Source organism: Alistipes sp. i18-0019-D1 (genome assembly GCF_042852885.1).
In the GTDB taxonomy this organism is placed as follows: domain Bacteria; phylum Bacteroidota; class Bacteroidia; order Bacteroidales; family Rikenellaceae; genus Alistipes.
Genome location: NZ_AP031424.1, coordinates 1,439,924 through 1,455,282 on the forward strand (window position 1 = coordinate 1,439,924; position 15,359 = coordinate 1,455,282).

General features: G+C 51.8%; 25 protein-coding genes and 1 tRNA gene. 24 read left to right on the forward strand and 2 right to left on the reverse strand.

What is annotated here, in order from left to right:
* Positions 1 to 31 precede the first annotated feature (31 nt).
* From ACGHP5_RS06020 to ACGHP5_RS06130, 23 genes are all read left to right on the forward strand, one after another.
* Complete coding sequence (locus ACGHP5_RS06020; protein WP_018665674.1) at positions 32 to 703, forward strand: hypothetical protein; 672 nt, start codon at positions 32 to 34, stop codon at positions 701 to 703.
* Positions 700 to 1,050: a hypothetical protein gene (locus tag ACGHP5_RS06025; RefSeq protein WP_018665675.1), complete on the forward strand. Its 351-nt coding sequence runs from the start codon at positions 700 to 702 to the stop codon at positions 1,048 to 1,050. The genes ACGHP5_RS06020 and ACGHP5_RS06025 overlap by 4 nt, the downstream gene beginning before the upstream one ends.
* Positions 1,051 to 1,371: a hypothetical protein gene (locus tag ACGHP5_RS06030; RefSeq protein ID WP_004293666.1), complete on the forward strand. Its 321-nt coding sequence runs from the start codon at positions 1,051 to 1,053 to the stop codon at positions 1,369 to 1,371. It begins immediately after the preceding gene.
* A gap of 19 nt (positions 1,372 to 1,390) precedes the next feature.
* Positions 1,391 to 1,810, forward strand: a complete 420-nt coding sequence (locus tag ACGHP5_RS06035) for a hypothetical protein (RefSeq protein ID WP_004303935.1) — start codon at positions 1,391 to 1,393, stop codon at positions 1,808 to 1,810.
* Between the two features lie 32 nt (positions 1,811 to 1,842).
* A complete protein-coding gene (locus tag ACGHP5_RS06040; RefSeq protein WP_018665676.1) occupies positions 1,843 to 2,361 on the forward strand; it encodes a hypothetical protein in 519 nt (172 codons plus the stop codon).
* 34 nt (positions 2,362 to 2,395) lie between these two features.
* Entirely contained in the window at positions 2,396 to 2,575 is a 180-nt protein-coding gene (locus ACGHP5_RS06045; RefSeq protein ID WP_004293669.1) for a hypothetical protein, read from the forward strand.
* Positions 2,526 to 2,819 (forward strand): hypothetical protein, encoded by a 294-nt coding sequence (locus tag ACGHP5_RS06050; RefSeq protein ID WP_004303931.1) that lies wholly within the window; start codon positions 2,526 to 2,528, stop codon positions 2,817 to 2,819. Before ACGHP5_RS06045 ends, ACGHP5_RS06050 begins: the two co-directional genes overlap by 50 nt.
* 11 nt (positions 2,820 to 2,830) lie before the next feature.
* Positions 2,831 to 3,334, forward strand: coding sequence for a hypothetical protein (locus ACGHP5_RS06055; protein WP_004293671.1), 504 nt, complete (start codon positions 2,831 to 2,833; stop codon positions 3,332 to 3,334).
* A 17-nt stretch (positions 3,335 to 3,351) separates the two neighbouring features.
* Positions 3,352 to 4,056, forward strand: coding sequence for a radical SAM protein (locus ACGHP5_RS06060; protein WP_025068530.1), 705 nt, complete (start codon positions 3,352 to 3,354; stop codon positions 4,054 to 4,056).
* A 20-nt stretch (positions 4,057 to 4,076) separates the two neighbouring features.
* On the forward strand, positions 4,077 to 4,979 hold the full coding sequence (locus ACGHP5_RS06065; RefSeq protein ID WP_117901650.1) for a hypothetical protein: 903 nt from the start codon (positions 4,077 to 4,079) through the stop codon (positions 4,977 to 4,979).
* A gap of 104 nt (positions 4,980 to 5,083) precedes the next feature.
* Positions 5,084 to 5,557 (forward strand): MutS domain I containing protein, encoded by a 474-nt coding sequence (locus ACGHP5_RS06070; protein WP_004293674.1) that lies wholly within the window; start codon positions 5,084 to 5,086, stop codon positions 5,555 to 5,557.
* A gap of 38 nt (positions 5,558 to 5,595) precedes the next feature.
* Positions 5,596 to 6,042, forward strand: a complete 447-nt coding sequence (locus tag ACGHP5_RS06075) for a hypothetical protein (RefSeq protein WP_004293675.1) — start codon at positions 5,596 to 5,598, stop codon at positions 6,040 to 6,042.
* Positions 6,043 to 6,064: 22 nt separating this feature from the next.
* Positions 6,065 to 6,571, forward strand: a complete 507-nt coding sequence (locus tag ACGHP5_RS06080; protein WP_004293676.1) for a hypothetical protein — start codon at positions 6,065 to 6,067, stop codon at positions 6,569 to 6,571.
* 15 nt (positions 6,572 to 6,586) lie between these two features.
* Positions 6,587 to 7,177 (forward strand): hypothetical protein, encoded by a 591-nt coding sequence (locus tag ACGHP5_RS06085; protein ID WP_229053208.1) that lies wholly within the window; start codon positions 6,587 to 6,589, stop codon positions 7,175 to 7,177.
* Positions 7,153 to 7,488: a hypothetical protein gene (locus ACGHP5_RS06090; RefSeq protein WP_004293678.1), complete on the forward strand. Its 336-nt coding sequence runs from the start codon at positions 7,153 to 7,155 to the stop codon at positions 7,486 to 7,488. Before ACGHP5_RS06085 ends, ACGHP5_RS06090 begins: the two co-directional genes overlap by 25 nt.
* A gap of 3 nt (positions 7,489 to 7,491) precedes the next feature.
* On the forward strand, positions 7,492 to 8,148 hold the full coding sequence (locus ACGHP5_RS06095) for a hypothetical protein (protein WP_004293679.1): 657 nt from the start codon (positions 7,492 to 7,494) through the stop codon (positions 8,146 to 8,148).
* 22 nt (positions 8,149 to 8,170) lie between these two features.
* The gene (locus ACGHP5_RS06100; protein ID WP_008143065.1) at positions 8,171 to 8,479 is read left to right on the forward strand and encodes an LPD28 domain-containing protein; all 309 of its coding nucleotides are present in this window, start codon (positions 8,171 to 8,173) and stop codon (positions 8,477 to 8,479) included.
* A 13-nt stretch (positions 8,480 to 8,492) separates the two neighbouring features.
* Positions 8,493 to 8,903, forward strand: coding sequence for a hypothetical protein (locus ACGHP5_RS06105; protein WP_021891778.1), 411 nt, complete (start codon positions 8,493 to 8,495; stop codon positions 8,901 to 8,903).
* A gap of 154 nt (positions 8,904 to 9,057) precedes the next feature.
* Complete coding sequence (locus tag ACGHP5_RS06110; protein ID WP_004293682.1) at positions 9,058 to 9,381, forward strand: hypothetical protein; 324 nt, start codon at positions 9,058 to 9,060, stop codon at positions 9,379 to 9,381.
* Entirely contained in the window at positions 9,353 to 10,009 is a 657-nt protein-coding gene (locus ACGHP5_RS06115) for a hypothetical protein (RefSeq protein ID WP_004303923.1), read from the forward strand. The genes ACGHP5_RS06110 and ACGHP5_RS06115 overlap by 29 nt, the downstream gene beginning before the upstream one ends.
* Before the next feature lie 162 nt (positions 10,010 to 10,171).
* The gene (locus tag ACGHP5_RS06120) at positions 10,172 to 10,702 is read left to right on the forward strand and encodes a hypothetical protein (RefSeq protein ID WP_004293684.1); all 531 of its coding nucleotides are present in this window, start codon (positions 10,172 to 10,174) and stop codon (positions 10,700 to 10,702) included.
* Complete coding sequence (locus tag ACGHP5_RS06125) at positions 10,699 to 11,097, forward strand: hypothetical protein (protein WP_004293685.1); 399 nt, start codon at positions 10,699 to 10,701, stop codon at positions 11,095 to 11,097. The genes ACGHP5_RS06120 and ACGHP5_RS06125 overlap by 4 nt, the downstream gene beginning before the upstream one ends.
* A gap of 10 nt (positions 11,098 to 11,107) precedes the next feature.
* Positions 11,108 to 11,311: a hypothetical protein gene (locus tag ACGHP5_RS06130; protein WP_004303920.1), complete on the forward strand. Its 204-nt coding sequence runs from the start codon at positions 11,108 to 11,110 to the stop codon at positions 11,309 to 11,311.
* Between the two features lie 396 nt (positions 11,312 to 11,707).
* Here the strand turns inward: ACGHP5_RS06130 and ACGHP5_RS06135 are convergent, their stop codons facing one another.
* Positions 11,708 to 13,393: an OmpP1/FadL family transporter gene (locus tag ACGHP5_RS06135; protein ID WP_390568186.1), complete on the reverse strand. Its 1,686-nt coding sequence runs from the start codon at positions 13,391 to 13,393 to the stop codon at positions 11,708 to 11,710.
* Between the two features lie 29 nt (positions 13,394 to 13,422).
* Positions 13,423 to 14,577: a hypothetical protein gene (locus ACGHP5_RS06140; RefSeq protein ID WP_147619421.1), complete on the reverse strand. Its 1,155-nt coding sequence runs from the start codon at positions 14,575 to 14,577 to the stop codon at positions 13,423 to 13,425.
* Between the two features lie 468 nt (positions 14,578 to 15,045).
* On the opposite strand from ACGHP5_RS06140, the gene ACGHP5_RS06145 reads away from it, so the two are divergent.
* Positions 15,046 to 15,132: transfer RNA gene (locus ACGHP5_RS06145), tRNA-Ser, on the forward strand.
* The last annotated feature ends 227 nt before the right edge of the window (positions 15,133 to 15,359 follow it).

Consider the following 15,359-nt stretch of genomic DNA (forward strand, 5'->3'; position numbering starts at 1 on the left):
AACGATTACCTACTCTTAAAAAAACGGATTTATGAAACAGACAAGACAGGATTTCTTCACGGCGAACGGGGAAGGAATCAAAATCATGACATTTACGGAGTTCGCCCGGCATATCCTGCGTATGGAATGCGGGGAAAGTCTGGAACTGTATGCCGTTGTGAACCGGCAGACACGGGAATGCTCCCGGCCGCTCTCTGTCAGAAAGGAACAATGGAACGGTACGCCCTTTTACCTGCTCGGCGGGCACGGGCAGGAAGTCCGTACCATCAATTTTGCGGGTCGTCCGAAAGAGGAGTTTGAAACGACCTGCCATGATGCCTTGGACAGCTACGATGCCGTGGAAAGTATCGGGGCGGTCGTGTCAAGACTGCGTGAATTATCTCCTGAAGAACTGCATAAGCGGATTGCGGAAGAGATGAAGACCGGCTGTAAATACCTGTTGGTCTACCGCAGCGAGGAGGAGATGACGGCCGCACTCGACGGCAAGATATACGCCATCAGCGATACGGACGGCAAATTCCTTTGCGACCTGTATCAGCCGGATTATCTCCATCTGGAAAACGGGGGCGATATTGTGGACACCGCATCCATTCCGGACATGCATTTCCATTCCGATTGGGCAATCGCCAACCCCACGGTACGCGACAAGGTGCTCTCCTCCCGGATGGTGATTATATATACCCACGAAACGGCAACGCTATGATAGAGATTGGCAACAGGATAGAAACGCCGGAAGGTGTGTTCTATGAACTGGAATACGGAGGGGAAGGAAACATCTACAAGAACGAGGATGCCTTTCTCAACCGCCCCGATGAAGTGTGCTATATACCCGAATACGCGGCAGAAGACCGTGAGGACTGGCGTGTGCCGGAGAGCAGTGACGGCTGTTTCACGCATAACTCACTGCTCGCCCTGTGCAAGGGTAATGAAGAGGTGTGCCAGGATCTGTTTTACAGCCTTGAATGGACGTACCCGACCACCTTGCTGGAAGAATGGGACTCGAACGGCTATTTCGATGAGATCGAGGGCTGGTATGACAGTAACGATTAAATGGAACGGCATATCATGGACAGGAAATACAAAATCACATACTCGGGAAAAATCACGGGCAAGACCCCGAACTACATATTGAGCCTGCGGGCGCATCTGAAAGGCATTTTCCCTGAAATGGAACGGTATGGTAAGGAAGAATTCGACCACGTGCTTCATTGCATCAGCTCGTTCATTGATGATTTTACCTTCAAGGTACGCAATTCCCGATACCGGGGAGACATCCTGAAAAGGACTATCAGTAACGACTGCCTGAAAGTGTTCAACCTGGGTGACGAGAAAGTGATACTGACCGTCTCCTTCACCCCGCTGGAAACATGAAACCAACAATATGACAGATATGGATAAAATACAGAAAGACAATGCGGAGCCGGGCAAAGCCCCGGACAAAATGAGCGCCGACAAGCTGCATCTGTTCGCCACCCAGTACGCCTTTATCGACGGACGGCTGCACGAGGCCGAGCAAGCCATGCTGAAATTCATGCTGGAGTTCCTGGCACAATATGGCCGCGTATCACTCGGCCTTACAGAAGAGGAGGAACTCGATGACAACAACTTCCCCGTCACGACAACCTTGTACGGGAAGCACGACACGCCCCGTATCAAGCTTACCGATGTCTACCTGACGGATGACGGGGAATATCTCCTTGCTGACGGAATAGATGCGGAGACCGGGGAAAAACGGGACGGATTCTATATCTACAGCGAACAATACGCCGATATCTTCCAGTTCGTCGGCCACGCTTCGGAGATGAACTGACGAATGAGGAACAACCATAAAACGAAATATCAATGGACTGTATCAAAGATTTACAAGACGCCATCCGCAACATTCTCGTGAACAACGGTCTTACGGAACTCTGTCTGGGAGAGCCTGACGAACTGGACGATCCCACCTATATCATCTGGTATGACAGGCACTGTGAGCCTCACGAAGACCCGGTATTGAAGGTTTGCCTTGAAGATGAGGGCATTGCCGTTGAGGTCGAAGCCCGCAGTTTCGGGAACACGATAACCGTCTACGATTATGACATAGACCGTATTGAATGGTGGAAAGGCATTCATGCCAATATTCTGGAAGTGCTGGAGCGTGACGGCAAGCGCCGGTGTCCGGCCTGTGGCAGGACGGTCAAGGAAAAGCAGCTGTATTGCAGTGCCGGATGCCGTGATTTCATGACTCCCGGACCGACCGTGGAGCAGGTCGCGGAAAAAGCCAACCGGAATATCCGCAAACTGGCAAGCCTTGCCGCCGGAAAGGACAAGGCGTACCGGAAGCGGCTGATAGAGAAATATACCGTCGGCCTGTCATAGGCCGGCTTTGTGACACTAAAAAATGTATGATATTATGGCAACAAGAACCATCTACCTGACCGTACGGCTCGATATCGACAACCCGAAGGCCGATGAGATAACGGACGAAGAGGTTGACGAAATTATCAGCGAAGTGGACTATGAATTCAAAAATTACGGGGACTATGAAATCGACACGGAAATCTGCGGGAAAAATGACGAAGGTGGTCTTTAGACGCTATCCCGACGGACAGGTCATCGCCCTGTTCCCGGACATACCGTGGAGCGGACGGCGGGGTGAAATAACCTCCTACATGCATGTCGGCCAGCATGGCGCAGCCGACTATGCGGGCGTGATCGCCATGACACGGCCAGCCCATGAAAAGGAGTACCGCAACCCGCTTTCCGAACTGAGAGCCATCGGTTACGATGACCTACACATCATGCGGCGTGCAAGACCGAAATTCATAAACAGCTAAAAACAAATCTTATGTCTCATAAACCGAATGCCGTTCCTGTCTTGCAGGAGGGAACGGTCTATACAATTATACTTGACAACGGACGAAAGGTCCACGACGTAATCTATCATGCCTGTGTCGCCTCCGGCAAGTCGTATTTCGCCAAAGGCGATAAGACCTATCCCGCCGAAAAGGTGCGGAACCATTCAATCACCGGACATGCCGCATCGGACGGCTCTAGAAGGAACGGCACACCCAATCCCGACCGCTTCGCCATCACGGATGAAGTGTGCGAGGTCGTTGATGTAGTTACCACGCCGGAAACCAATCCGGAAATGTTCCGGTGTCGTGTCAAATGCCTGATGTATTCAGGCCTGTCACAAGCCGAGGCTGAGAAAGTCATCGCTTCAACGCCACTAAAGCTGGAACTCTTCTACGACGTAGGCCGTGGCAGTTTCGCTATTGACGCCGAGGCAGTTGGCAACACACCGCTGTATAATCCTTACACGGGAAAGGAAATCCCGGATGAAACTTAAGCCGAACTACATCGAATATGAGAGAACTATATATCAAGAATCTCTGCATCGAGATTACCCGACGTTGCAACATGCGCTGTACCCATTGCATGCGGGGAGATGCCGAATCCGTGGATATCCCTTTGAAACATATAAGCAACCTGCTGCGGCATGTCAGGCATATTCGCCATTTCAACATCACGGGCGGCGAGCCGTCGCTTAACGTCCGGGCCATCCGCCATATCCTCGAACGGGTACGCGCCTACGGTATTACTGTCAATGACTTTTATATCGTAACCAACGGCTCTGCCACATCCCGTTCGGAGGAATTCATAGAAGCCTGCGCCGCACTGTACGAGTACCAGGAGGAAAAGGAACAGGACTCCGGCCACATGCTCGAAATGAGCGACGACCGCTTCCATGATCCGGCAGAGCATGCCGCCACGCTCGCGGCACTTTCCCCGTATCCCTTTTTCGGAGTCCGGGGACAGGCCGAGCGTATCTTCCTTTTCCGGGAAGGCCGCAGCACGGAGGGGTTTCCGAACCCTGTTCATGGGATTTATCTTACGGAGGAGAACTACGTTTACGGCGACCTCTGTCTCAATGCTGAAGGCATGGTTCTCTCCAACGGGGACCTGAGTTATGCCCGCCAACGGGAACATGCCCTGTGTCCCTGCGGGAAACTGATGCAATATCTCCGGATGACCTTGAAAAAGCGTCAAAAAGAAAGATTGTACGAATAAATACACAAATCAAAAAACTTATGTCAATCGTATGCAGTATCTGCGGCGGCACTGGAGTGAAATGTACCGCCGTCATCGACCCGAACACCAGACAGTTCCTCGAATTTACCCGCAACGCCTTGTCGGACGGCCGGTGCAGCCAGTGCGGCAACGTTGCCCTGACCGACCCTGACGAAGTAAAAGCCGGGCTGGACAAGCTTTGGACGGAATATACGGCGCGGCATCGTGCCGCCCCTAACTACATCTGCTGCGACATTGTCCGGCATGGTGATTACGACGGGTGTGAAAAGGCGTATATCCGCATCGGAGGCCCGTCAGACGTGGTCGAGAAGTATCCGGTCGTGGCCGTGTGCCGCGACCTCGAAGAGCTCAAATCACTTGCGCTCCCTGACCCGACGCGAGAATTTACCCTCATGGGAATTCAAGGGTTCGAGTTCCACGACGTGTTGGAAAACAAGACCTACGAGATCGGGGTGGACGACCTGAAAATTCCCGTCACGACGAAAGAGGTGCTGGACTTTTACCCGGCGGAACATCGGCTGAAAGAAACGGACATCGAACAATATGCCGCGGCTTACACGGCCCGTATCAAGGCGTACAGGGAGTATACCCGTCAGCTCGACGCCACACTCGTGCGGCGGCTTCTCGACGAAGAGCGGCTGATGAAAGTCGGCGAGAGCGACGGTTTCCGCTTGAAACTCCATTTCGACTGGTTTGTCATTTTAAAGCGGGAGAACGAAAGGATGTACGCGCCTTTCAAATACGCTGTAAATGCTTATTGTCTGGATAATATCCAAACTTTCGACCGTCGTTATGTCACGCTCGAAGATGCCTTGCTCCACTGCCTGAACGGTTTCAACGAGAACGCGAACATTCCTAACCGTTACAAGTCCATCGGGCATTACCTGTCGGGGAAATCCTGACGACGGGCAGTGTATCGACGGGTTACCGGAGGCCACGGGTGCTTTCCCCTTGACCGGAATACCGTCGGAACAAGTAACAATGTAACCAAAGAATAAAAAATATGATGAATGATTATAAAATCAAGAACATTCTCGAATCCCTGAAAGAGGAGGTCGAGAACGGGAAGGTATCCCTGCGGGAAGCTGCTGTCGAACTTCATAAAGCCGGCTGGACGAATTTCATCGACATCGACGCCACGAGGAACCTACTGAAGACCCGGAATGTAACGGGGAACGGAAATGTCCCGGGAGTTTCCGACATGATGGGAAAATACCGCGAGATGAAAGCGGCGCACCCGGATGCCCTGTACATTTTCCGAAACGGGGAATCTTGTGAATTGTATGAGGATGATGCCATCGCCGCTTCCGGCATTTTGGGCATTGCCACCGCCGAACGCGTCGACGGGCAAGGGAAAGGCGTCAAGGAACTGCGGTTTTCTTTTCGTGACCTGGACGTGTATCTCCCCAAACTGATACGCGCCGGAAACCGGGTGGCTGTCTGCGAACCGAATCAAACCGGTTCGGGCAAACGAGTTTGATAACCATTAAATAACAAATATTCAAAACCCAAAGACACATGATAAAGATAACAACGATTTTCGGCGAGGACGCCGTACGGGAATATGAAGAGAACAATGAACTGCCTTCTGAAGAATGGCTGGCGGATAACGGGGGCGTCGTGGACGAGAAAGAGTTCGAGACTGAGGCGGAGTACAATGCCTACATCGCCGGGGTAAACGATGCCGACGGATGGAGTGATTATCATATCATACGCCACCGGTCGGAAGAGGCGGACACCTCGAGAGAGGAAAATCTCTGGCTACGTCTCGGAATTAGCGTCCGGGGCAGCCGGGAGGACATCGAAAGGATTCTAAACGGGGACACCGAAACCCTTCGGAAACTGCTCGATGCCGGACGTTATGGGATTGGCGGAGAGACCTATGTCCCTGGTTCGACCGTCGAGGGGTACAACGAGGACCACGACACGGAGTTCGAGGAGGAAGACGTGGAGTTCCATTTATAATAAAACCACACCATCTGCAATAATGATAACAGTAAAAGTTCTACTCGGTAAGGATACTGTAAGCATATACAGGAAAACCGGGGATATCTCGTCGGTGGAGAGCACGGCCGAATCCGGGGGATATGTGATAACCCGACATTTCGAGACCGAAGCTGAATACAAAGCCTACGCAATGGCTGTGGAAGACCTGGACGGACATGAAGACTGGCAGATGCTGACTCCTGCCGTTACGCCGGAAGCTCCGTTCCGCAAAGGGGAATTTGTCCGGCTGACAGACGATGCAATTAAGCGGATACGTGAAAGTTTCGGGGACGGACCGGCTGACTACAGAAAGGAAATGATTTTGGAGGTGATTGCCTGGTGCCGCTATGAAGGCACATGGATCATTGAAGTCCGAGATATCCGTGAAGACGATACTCAGGAGTTCGATGCCGTTTTTCTGCGCCCCTTGACGGCACGGGATCTCGTGGCTATTTCCGCACCCCGACACCCGCTATCCACTGCGATATATCCTATTCACATCCGATAACTTAAATGATGCATGATGGAAAATATATTCATACTGCCCGGAAACGAACAGGAACTGTTTAACCGGTATTTAGATAACAACGAATACGGCCCTCTGAAAGAACGGCTGGAACTGGTCAGGAAAGCCTTGAGCAACAAGCTTTCCCCGGATGAACGCAATAAGCACGGGCTGAACGTGGGTGTGCATGAACTGTCCATGGAACGTAAGGAACTGGAAAGAAAGATATTCCAAATGGCACTCAAATCCTTTGCAGAACGGGTTTGTGACGAGCAACGCGCTCTTTGCGAACAGGGGTTCTGGCAGGCACCGTGCGGCAAAGAGGCGGAATATATCTCCTCCGCTCCGGTTCCGGACCTTGTAACGGACGTGAAGCAGTACAAGACCATTTGCCGCTGGTGGGAGAAGCTGTCCGATACCAGGAGGCTGAAGGTAGCGGCGATGTTTGCAAACGAACTGGGACCGATATACGGGCACGACACCGAAACGCTGGAACGGATTTATAGCCGCTGGTTTCTACTCTCCTTAGATGGCAAACAACGCATCTACCATTCATGGACCACAAACGAAAAACAGACTTCACCATGCCATACAAAAGCTCGGGAATAATCATCAGCGGGACACAATATGACCGCAGGCAGAAGCTCACTCCTTTTCAGAAGGCTGAAATTTTCCACCGTTACATGACAGAAGCTGTCAGCCAGCGCCAGCTTGCCCGGGAATACGGTGTCAGCCGCAGGCTGATAACCTTCATTGTGAACCCAGAAAGCGAAGAGCGGAACAAGGAACTGCTGAGAGAGAACAAGGCAAAAGGCTTGTATAAATATGACCGGAAGAAACATACCGAAAATATACGCAACCACCGTCGTTACAAACAGAGATTATTTCAAGAAGGTAAAATCATACTAAAAGATGGATAGACAATGAGAATACAGGAGAAACAAAAAGCGTTGGAACAGGAAGTTATAGCCAACCTGTGTGCGATACCGAAAATGCCGGAAAATATGTTGCCCCATACGGTATATGTCGAGGAGGAAGGGGAAGACGGGTATGGCCACGGGATACCGGTATACACCATGTACCGGTTGGAGGAGATACGCACGGACGGAAGCTGCACGCTTTACAACGCGGAAAGCCGGGAGCGTTTCACCTGCCGCCACCTGCATGAGATTAACATGGACTGGCTGGTGACAGTCTGGGAACGTTATCTGGAACTCTGTGTCGAGCAGGATATCTGGAAAGGGAATGCCGTTGCATTCCTGAAAGACCGTACCGGCAAACCGGAAGAGGAAATCATTTCATTCGTGGAAACCTCGTGGGACAAATGCCAGGCTTATACAGACAACCTCAAGGCGTTTCTTGGGGAAGATAAAGACCGGGAAATATGGATATTCTCTTTCCCGCTGGACGAATTTGAACGTGACGTTCCGGCCGGAAAAATCATCGTTGATTACGAAAATAACCCCGCAACGCGGGTTGAGAAGATGACACCGCTGGAATTTACGGCCAACATCAATGATGAATGTTTTGATGACCGGAACAATTGGGTAAGAGCCATTGAACTTCCCAAGCAGGAATAATAAACTATTTGAATCAATAAATATGATTACAAAAGAAAACATTGGCAACGAGACCTTTGAGTCTATGACCATCAATGACACGCCTGCATTGTTTACGGATATGCGGATTGACCGGAATGCCGTTCCGGAGGGACTGTACGCATACGATATCCGGGAGTCGGATGACGGGGACCGTCTGGCGACCATCGAACCGACGGTGATGGTAAATCATGGCGGAACCATCCTGACCAGGAAAGAGTTTATCACGGAAAAGGACGGCTATGTACAGATTGACGAATACGGTTTCGAGGACTCCATGACACTGGAAGAGTGGCTTGAGGAAAACAATTAAATGTATAAAGGATATGGATATTAAGGAACTGACAGAAAGGTATCGGGATCGTTTCGATGCCCATTACCTGCAAGACGATAACGGAACCGGCAGAAAAGGTCGGAAACGGAAAAAGGAAGTTGAGACCCCGAATTTTCTCAAGGATGTTATCCGGCCGATCCTGGACACTTTGCCGGACTTGTTGCCGGAGTACGGGTTCACCAAAACTACGGATGATTACGCCATGTACGGCGAGTATTACCGTATCAAGGCGGGTATCGTCCTCGTGGGAGGTTTTTCCATCGATGAGGATTTTAACCTGTACTTCACGCCATTGTTCCATGGCAAAGCCTGCGGTAAGAGTCACAAAATCGACAGCATCGGACAACTCGTTGAAATCATCCGCGAACAATTTGAAAGAAGGGAGGTGAAGATGAAAGGATAGTTTCATGCAATAGACATGGGTCGTTCCGTAATTTATTGTATATTTGTCAGATGAAGAAAGTCTGTATATGTATTTCGGACGAAAGCCCGGCAGTTGAACGGATTACAGGCACTTTCATGTTTGGCTGACATCAAACCTAATATATCTATTTGATATGAAAAAGGAAGAGATTATTCGCCGCTGTTACGGCGGCATGAAGGAAAGGCATGGCGTGGAAACCATCATCCTTTTCCATGTCGGAGATTCATTCGAGGCGTATTTTGATGATGCCGAAACGATTACCCGGATCACGGAAGTGCCCCGGTTCAAGATGACGGCGGCAGGTATACCTGCCATCAGGATTTCCGACGCCGCCTTGGAAGAATGTAGAAACCGGTTGCTGGATGCAGGATGCAAGGTATGCGTGTCCGAGGTCCGGGGGGTATCCGGCCGCCACATTCTCAAAATCAATGAAACAAATACGGAAACGGGCCGATGAATTGATATTGATAGCGGCAGCAATAGGTCCTTGGACACTGTTGGTGGTAGCGGTATTAATCATCGGAACGCTGAAATGCTGTCTGACCACGGACTCGGACAGCATTGACGAAAGTATCAACAAATCACCGGGGATAGTCGCGCATGTCATGGTACTGGACAGTACGGATAATGGTTTTCGGGTGGTTTATGCGACGGCTGCGCCGGTAACGGATGAAAGGTTTGCCGAGATATGCGACAGGCCGGGTATTTTGGAGGGGTTCGAGAACCTGAAACGGAAAGCTCCCGAACACTTTGGCGGCAACCTGCTGGAAACCGACATCTGTGACTTCGCGTTGTACGCCTACCGGTTTCCTATCGATAAGGACGTACGGATACACAATATCTTTGTCGCCGGTAAAGAGAAAATGGACTTCTATGTCCGGAACAACCCGGACCTGCCCGGGTGCGCTACATGGATGCACCACGGTACGGAACAAGGGAACCAATATCTGAATGCTGACGATATAAATCACTGTATACCCAACGGAAGGCGGATTTACCGTTATTGGAAATGCCGTTATCTACTGCAAACTTCTGATACTGACGAGCGTTTCAGTCATTTTACAGAGGAGGAAAGGCTGTACTGAATGCAGCCTTTTCTCTATATATATTACACATAACCATCTGAAAATTAATAACTAAAACGTTTTGTTGGCGTGAAAAATTGGCATATATTTGTATGGAAAAGTGACCCATTGAAAACAGATTGTCAATTGAAAGCAATAGATTGAATATGAAAGAACAGTAATATGACATCGGAAAAATCGCAACTGAAGTTTGCGAGATCGGAAGAGACGGGCGAACTGATAGGGTTCGTTTCGCGCCATTCCAAGACACGTAAATTGATGGGAGTCCGTGAAGACTCAAGATTCGGCAAGCAGATTTGTGTCCTTTCGGAAGACCTGAAAGGAACTCTCGAGCCAAACATACTATACTCGGTAGAGTTGAAACCCATGCACAAAGCCAACGGGTATGTAGTCGTTGCCGCTACCCCCGTGTTATTTCAGGCGCATGTGGAAACAGTGATCGTCCCGAAGACATTGTATCAAGTAACTGTGACGTTCGGCAACAAAAAGATTTTCTTCGACCCGAAAGACGGCAAGAGCGTAATGAGCCGCACAATAGACGGTGTGCTGGAAATCCTCAAGGGACGCAAGGATATCAAGTACAAGGAAGGTGTCATCACCGACTATCTGAATCAGGCGCGTGCTCTGGTACGACGTATGGAATCCGACGGGTTCATCTATACGGGAGACAGACATCAGGGAGGAATTCAATGAAAGAAAAACCGGTCGTGGGTATTGCGACCGACGGTGCCCATTCTGCAAAAGAGAGGTTGACACGCTTCCGGGCTGTCGACCTCTCTTCAGGAAAAGAACTCTTTTCCAAAGCTATCGGTAACTGGACGAACAATATCGGGGAGTTTCTCGGCATTGTCGAGGCGGTCAGATATGTCATGGAACATCCGGAAAGTCCGCGAACAATCTACTCGGACAGCATTACAGCCATCACGTGGTATCGTAACAAACAGACAGCCTCTTCACGCAGATGCCCGGCATTGCAGAAAGCGGAGATATTCCTCAAAGTGATGGAGGCAAGAATCAAGGACATCGAAGTGCTGCACTGGGACAACCGCCTGTGGGGTGAGATTCCTGCCGACTTCGGAAACAAATAACAACATCAATATGGCAAAATTAAAATCACAGTCACAGAAATATGTTGAGCTGAAGGAGGAAGACTACCTGTTGCTCATCGAGAATACCATCAAGATGGAAGCCCTGAAGATTGCTGGTATCGAAAAGATGCCCATATACAAGGCTATGGAACATATCCTTGAACACGAGCACATCGACCTGCTCGTCAAACCCGTTTCAAGGAGATATTCTTGATTTTTTTAGGTGGACAATAATACACCCCACAAGCAAAATCAATGCTTATCAGTACCAAATGATAGTATATAATAACAATTAATGTAAATCAATGCAAATCAGATGATTAAGAAAGTGGCGCATGTACGGAATTATCTATACCATACATGCGCCACTTTGCTCTATACACTTTTTGATTTCCTTGATTGATAAAAGAAGGTTCTTTTCCAGTGTTTTACAATCCGACTTTTTTATATACTTTTGTCTTCAGTATCAGTTGGTTATTGAAACCCTCTATGTATGCTTATAAGTAGAGATTAGCTTTTTTAAGCGAAACTAACTACTGGTTATCAATCAATTATCAAACAAAAAAAGTTTGCCATGGCGACAGGCCTTTATATTATATGTACCGCCCCGTCAGAAGCGGAATCCGAGCGTCAGCGCCACGTTGTGACGGTTGATGTCGGTCGAATAGACGGCACTCTCGGTGTACCCTGCCTTGTCCTCGGCGTAGAACAGGTAGTAGTCCGTGGTCTTCGACGACATGTACTGATAGGCCAGGTCGAGCAGCACGCCCCGGGCCAGGACGAATCCCACGCCGGCGCCGTAATAGGTCGTCTGCTTGATGACGGGCGATGCCGGCGGAAACTCATCGTCCCGGACCATCGAATCGCTGAAGCCGAAGCCCGCACGCAGCGACAGCACCGGCAGGGGTTTGAACTCGGCGCCCACGCGCACGATGTTCGATCCCTTGAAATTCTGGCGGAACGAATCGTTGTACCACGACTGCGAATCCAGCCCCGAGGGATTGTCCTTGATGCGGATGCCGTTGTACCAGTCGCGCTCGTAATCGACCGAAATCACGCCCCGCTCGCCGAACGTGTACGATGCACCGAACATCAGCCGCGTCGGCGAGACGAACGACCAGCCGTTGGGTCCGTCGTCGACCAGCAGCGGCGAGGTCATGTTGGGATCGTTCGCCGTGGAAATGTATCCATCCTTGTCGGGCGTCACGTTCGGATCGGTATCGTTGTTGGCATAGGCCAGTCCGGCCGCCGCGCTCTGGAATTTCCGGTCGAGCGAATAGTAGGTCGGGGTATGGATCGCCGCGCCGAGACGCAGGTTCGCCGTCGGACGATAGACGATGCCCGCCTTGAAGTTGACGCCCGTGCCGTCCACGATCACGCTCTGGTTGAGTTTCCAGCGCAGCAGCTGATAGTCCAGCCCGGAATTTCCGAAATCGGGCGTGTTCTGGCTCGGCGCATCGTAGAAATACTCTTCGACATAGTCGATGTATTTGCGCTGGTAGACGCTCTGGATGCCCAGCGACGCACCGATGTAGATTTTATTGTTGATATTGGCGCCCACCGACAGCACATACTCGCCGATCGAGCCTTTGCTCCGCAGCATCGTGTAGTGGTCGACGCCCGCATTGTTCCCGACCCATGTCGGTTTCCACGTCCCGGGATCGTCGGGATCGGTCTGGTCGATCAGAAACCCGCGGTAAGCCAGCATCGCATTCCAATACTGGGGATCGTTCGGCCAAACCCAGTCGCCCGAACCGCCGTTCGTATAAAAATCGTTTTTCGAAACGCCGTCCCACTTCAGCTGACGGGCATAGGCGTCGCCGATGGTCGCGGCCTGGTTCTGCCGCACGAACCCATAGTCGTAGTTGAAATCGGCGATGCGGTTGTAGCCGAAGCCGACATTGAGGCTGATGAGCGAGCGCGAACCCTCGTAAGCGTTGATCACGACACCGATGTTGGCCATCGAAAAGCGGTCGCGCGAATTGCGCCCGTACTCCGGGGCGTTGCCCTTGCTGCGCGCGAAGGACATCATCGGCGTGATCGAAATGTCGCCGTGGCGGTACATGCCCAGACCCGCCGGGTTGATCGACATCGACGAGAGGTCGGCGCCCAGCGAGGTGAAAGCCCCCGCCATGGCCATGGCGCGCGCCGTGCCGAAGTTGAACTGCGTCTGCGAGAGTTCGATCATATCGGTCGGCATCAGCAGGTCCTTGTCCATCAGAAGTCCGCCCCATTGCTGAGCCGAAGCCCCGGCCGCCGTCGCGGCGGCCGCAAGCGTGATTATCAGTCGTTTCATAGTCGTTTGCACATTAAGAAAGTCAACCGTTAACGTCCGCCGGAGTTCCGGTAGCTGCCTCCCGAAGAGGTCGTACCCGACCCGCCGCGCGAACCTCCGCCGTAACTGCCGCCCGACGAAGGCGAACTGCCGCGGTTGTAGGACGACGAACTGCCGCTGTTATAACTGTTGCCCCGGTCGTAGGTGTTGCCGCCGGAGTTGCGGTAGCCGTTATCGTTGTACCGGCTGCCTCCGCGCGACGAGCTGCCCGAATTATAGCGTCCTCCGGACGAGTTCCGCCCGCCGCTGTTGTCGCGCACGCCGAAGGTGTTCCGGCCGCCGCTGCTGCCGCCGCGCATCGACCCGGTCGATTTCGAACCGGAATACGATCCCACGCCGTAGCGGGTTCCCGAAGGCGACGTGTAGGGATTGGGCCGGCGCACGATGTTCGACTGATAAGGCCGTCCGTGCCAGCCCGGCCCCCATCCGGGACCATGATGATGCCCGTGCCATCCGGGCCCCCAGCCCCAGCCCGGTCCGTACCAGGGGTCGTACCACGAACTGTACCACGGTCCCCAACCGGGTCCGTACCAGGGATTGTGCCACGAGTTCCACCCGAAGCTCCAGCCCCAGCTGCCGAACGAGAAGCTCGGGCCCCAGGGCCTGTTCCACCCGTAATACCACGGATCGGAGTAGATCACCGTGCCCCACGATCCGAACATCGAGGTGATGTACTTGGGTTCCACCCACACCTGGTCGCCCATGACCACGATGTTGTAAAACGCCGGGTCGTAGGCCGACACGTAGTTGAAGGCCGAACCGTAGCGGGCATTGATGTAGCTCGACGGCATCTTGTAGGTCGGCGACTCGAATCCGCGCAGGCGGCGCGCGTAAGCGCTTTCATAGTCGTCGGCCAACACGCTCTCGTAAGGATTTGCGTCCGCAGAGCGGTATTCGTAATAGCTATTCTCCGCGGCAGCGGCCTTCGCCTCGGCGATCCGCGCCTCCCATTCGGCCCTGCGGGCTTCGGCGGCAGCGCGCTGCGCCTCGGCCTCGGCCTGCTTCCTGCGGGAGATCTCCGCGCGGTCATGCACGGCGTAGAGATCGTCGGAAGCATACCCCGCCGAGGCGTAGTAAGCCGACGAGCAGCTTGCGAGGCCTGCGGACAGGATGACGGTTCCGAATAAAATTTTCAACTTTTTCATAGCGCACGTAATGTTTGCGTTAGTTCTCCGAGTACCAAACGAAAACCGTACCGGTTTTAGTATCGTTCATCCTTATAAACGGCCGCGCACGGGAAATACTGCATGCGCGAATGCGGATCCGTTCGTTTGCAAAGATAGTGCAAGCCGAGAGCAGAGGCAAATTTATTTGACTATGCCGAGGCGCCGCCTATCTAAGCGGAGGTTTATCCTCCGCAAAGATACGAATCAGCGGGAGCAAAAACAAGCCTGCCTGCACTTTGCCGAGCGGGAGTATCTTCGACGAAGTCAAAGGTACGAATAATTCCGGAAAAGCGGTAAAACCTCGGCTTCCGGAGGCGTTTTTTCAACCAAATGTGATTTTTTCCGCACGAAAATGTGCGAAAATAAAAAATATGCCTATATTTGCAGTCCCAAAACAACGGTTTTGGATCGGGAGAACGGGGCAAGCCCTCCTCCCGCGACCGAAAAGGAGAGGTGCCGGAGTGGTCGATCGGGCCGCACTCGAAATGCGGTGTACGGGTAACTGTACCGGGGGTTCGAATCCCTCCCTCTCCGCAACAAACGCTGAAAATCAGCAGATTGCAAAATAAACACCCAGTTTTACACCCAAGAATGTAAAGTCGGTGTTTTTGTTTTATTTAAGATAATACAACCACTACATAATAAAAGAGTAGCGATATTAAAAGAATCCGATGAGAAAAGACTAATATTTATCTATCCATTCAGTTTGATTTTTCAGGACTTTACATCGTCCTGAAAGTATTTGTTATTGTATTCCAACG

Bases quoted from the DNA above. Each gene is read 5' to 3' on its own strand.
- ACGHP5_RS06140 (WP_147619421.1), bottom strand. From the start codon at position 14,577: ATGAAAAAGTTGAAAATTTTATTCGGAACCGTCATCCTGTCCGCAGGC.
- ACGHP5_RS06095 (WP_004293679.1), top strand. From the start codon at position 7,492: ATGAGAATACAGGAGAAACAAAAAGCGTTGGAACAGGAAGTTATAGCC.
- ACGHP5_RS06135 (WP_390568186.1), bottom strand. From the start codon at position 13,393: ATGAAACGACTGATAATCACGCTTGCGGCCGCCGCGACGGCGGCCGGG.
- ACGHP5_RS06115 (WP_004303923.1), top strand. From the start codon at position 9,353: ATGAAACAAATACGGAAACGGGCCGATGAATTGATATTGATAGCGGCA.
- ACGHP5_RS06065 (WP_117901650.1), top strand. From the start codon at position 4,077: ATGTCAATCGTATGCAGTATCTGCGGCGGCACTGGAGTGAAATGTACC.
- ACGHP5_RS06100 (WP_008143065.1), top strand. From the start codon at position 8,171: ATGATTACAAAAGAAAACATTGGCAACGAGACCTTTGAGTCTATGACC.
- ACGHP5_RS06125 (WP_004293685.1), top strand. From the start codon at position 10,699: ATGAAAGAAAAACCGGTCGTGGGTATTGCGACCGACGGTGCCCATTCT.
- ACGHP5_RS06040 (WP_018665676.1), top strand. From the start codon at position 1,843: ATGGACTGTATCAAAGATTTACAAGACGCCATCCGCAACATTCTCGTG.
- ACGHP5_RS06080 (WP_004293676.1), top strand. From the start codon at position 6,065: ATGATAACAGTAAAAGTTCTACTCGGTAAGGATACTGTAAGCATATAC.
- ACGHP5_RS06060 (WP_025068530.1), top strand. From the start codon at position 3,352: ATGAGAGAACTATATATCAAGAATCTCTGCATCGAGATTACCCGACGT.
- ACGHP5_RS06130 (WP_004303920.1), top strand. From the start codon at position 11,108: ATGGCAAAATTAAAATCACAGTCACAGAAATATGTTGAGCTGAAGGAG.
- ACGHP5_RS06090 (WP_004293678.1), top strand. From the start codon at position 7,153: ATGCCATACAAAAGCTCGGGAATAATCATCAGCGGGACACAATATGAC.
- ACGHP5_RS06110 (WP_004293682.1), top strand. From the start codon at position 9,058: ATGAAAAAGGAAGAGATTATTCGCCGCTGTTACGGCGGCATGAAGGAA.
- ACGHP5_RS06050 (WP_004303931.1), top strand. From the start codon at position 2,526: ATGAAATCGACACGGAAATCTGCGGGAAAAATGACGAAGGTGGTCTTT.
- ACGHP5_RS06120 (WP_004293684.1), top strand. From the start codon at position 10,172: ATGACATCGGAAAAATCGCAACTGAAGTTTGCGAGATCGGAAGAGACG.
- ACGHP5_RS06030 (WP_004293666.1), top strand. From the start codon at position 1,051: ATGGAACGGCATATCATGGACAGGAAATACAAAATCACATACTCGGGA.
- ACGHP5_RS06075 (WP_004293675.1), top strand. From the start codon at position 5,596: ATGATAAAGATAACAACGATTTTCGGCGAGGACGCCGTACGGGAATAT.
- ACGHP5_RS06055 (WP_004293671.1), top strand. From the start codon at position 2,831: ATGTCTCATAAACCGAATGCCGTTCCTGTCTTGCAGGAGGGAACGGTC.
- ACGHP5_RS06035 (WP_004303935.1), top strand. From the start codon at position 1,391: ATGGATAAAATACAGAAAGACAATGCGGAGCCGGGCAAAGCCCCGGAC.
- ACGHP5_RS06105 (WP_021891778.1), top strand. From the start codon at position 8,493: ATGGATATTAAGGAACTGACAGAAAGGTATCGGGATCGTTTCGATGCC.
- ACGHP5_RS06070 (WP_004293674.1), top strand. From the start codon at position 5,084: ATGAATGATTATAAAATCAAGAACATTCTCGAATCCCTGAAAGAGGAG.
- ACGHP5_RS06025 (WP_018665675.1), top strand. From the start codon at position 700: ATGATAGAGATTGGCAACAGGATAGAAACGCCGGAAGGTGTGTTCTAT.
- ACGHP5_RS06020 (WP_018665674.1), top strand. From the start codon at position 32: ATGAAACAGACAAGACAGGATTTCTTCACGGCGAACGGGGAAGGAATC.
- ACGHP5_RS06045 (WP_004293669.1), top strand. From the start codon at position 2,396: ATGGCAACAAGAACCATCTACCTGACCGTACGGCTCGATATCGACAAC.
- ACGHP5_RS06085 (WP_229053208.1), top strand. From the start codon at position 6,587: ATGGAAAATATATTCATACTGCCCGGAAACGAACAGGAACTGTTTAAC.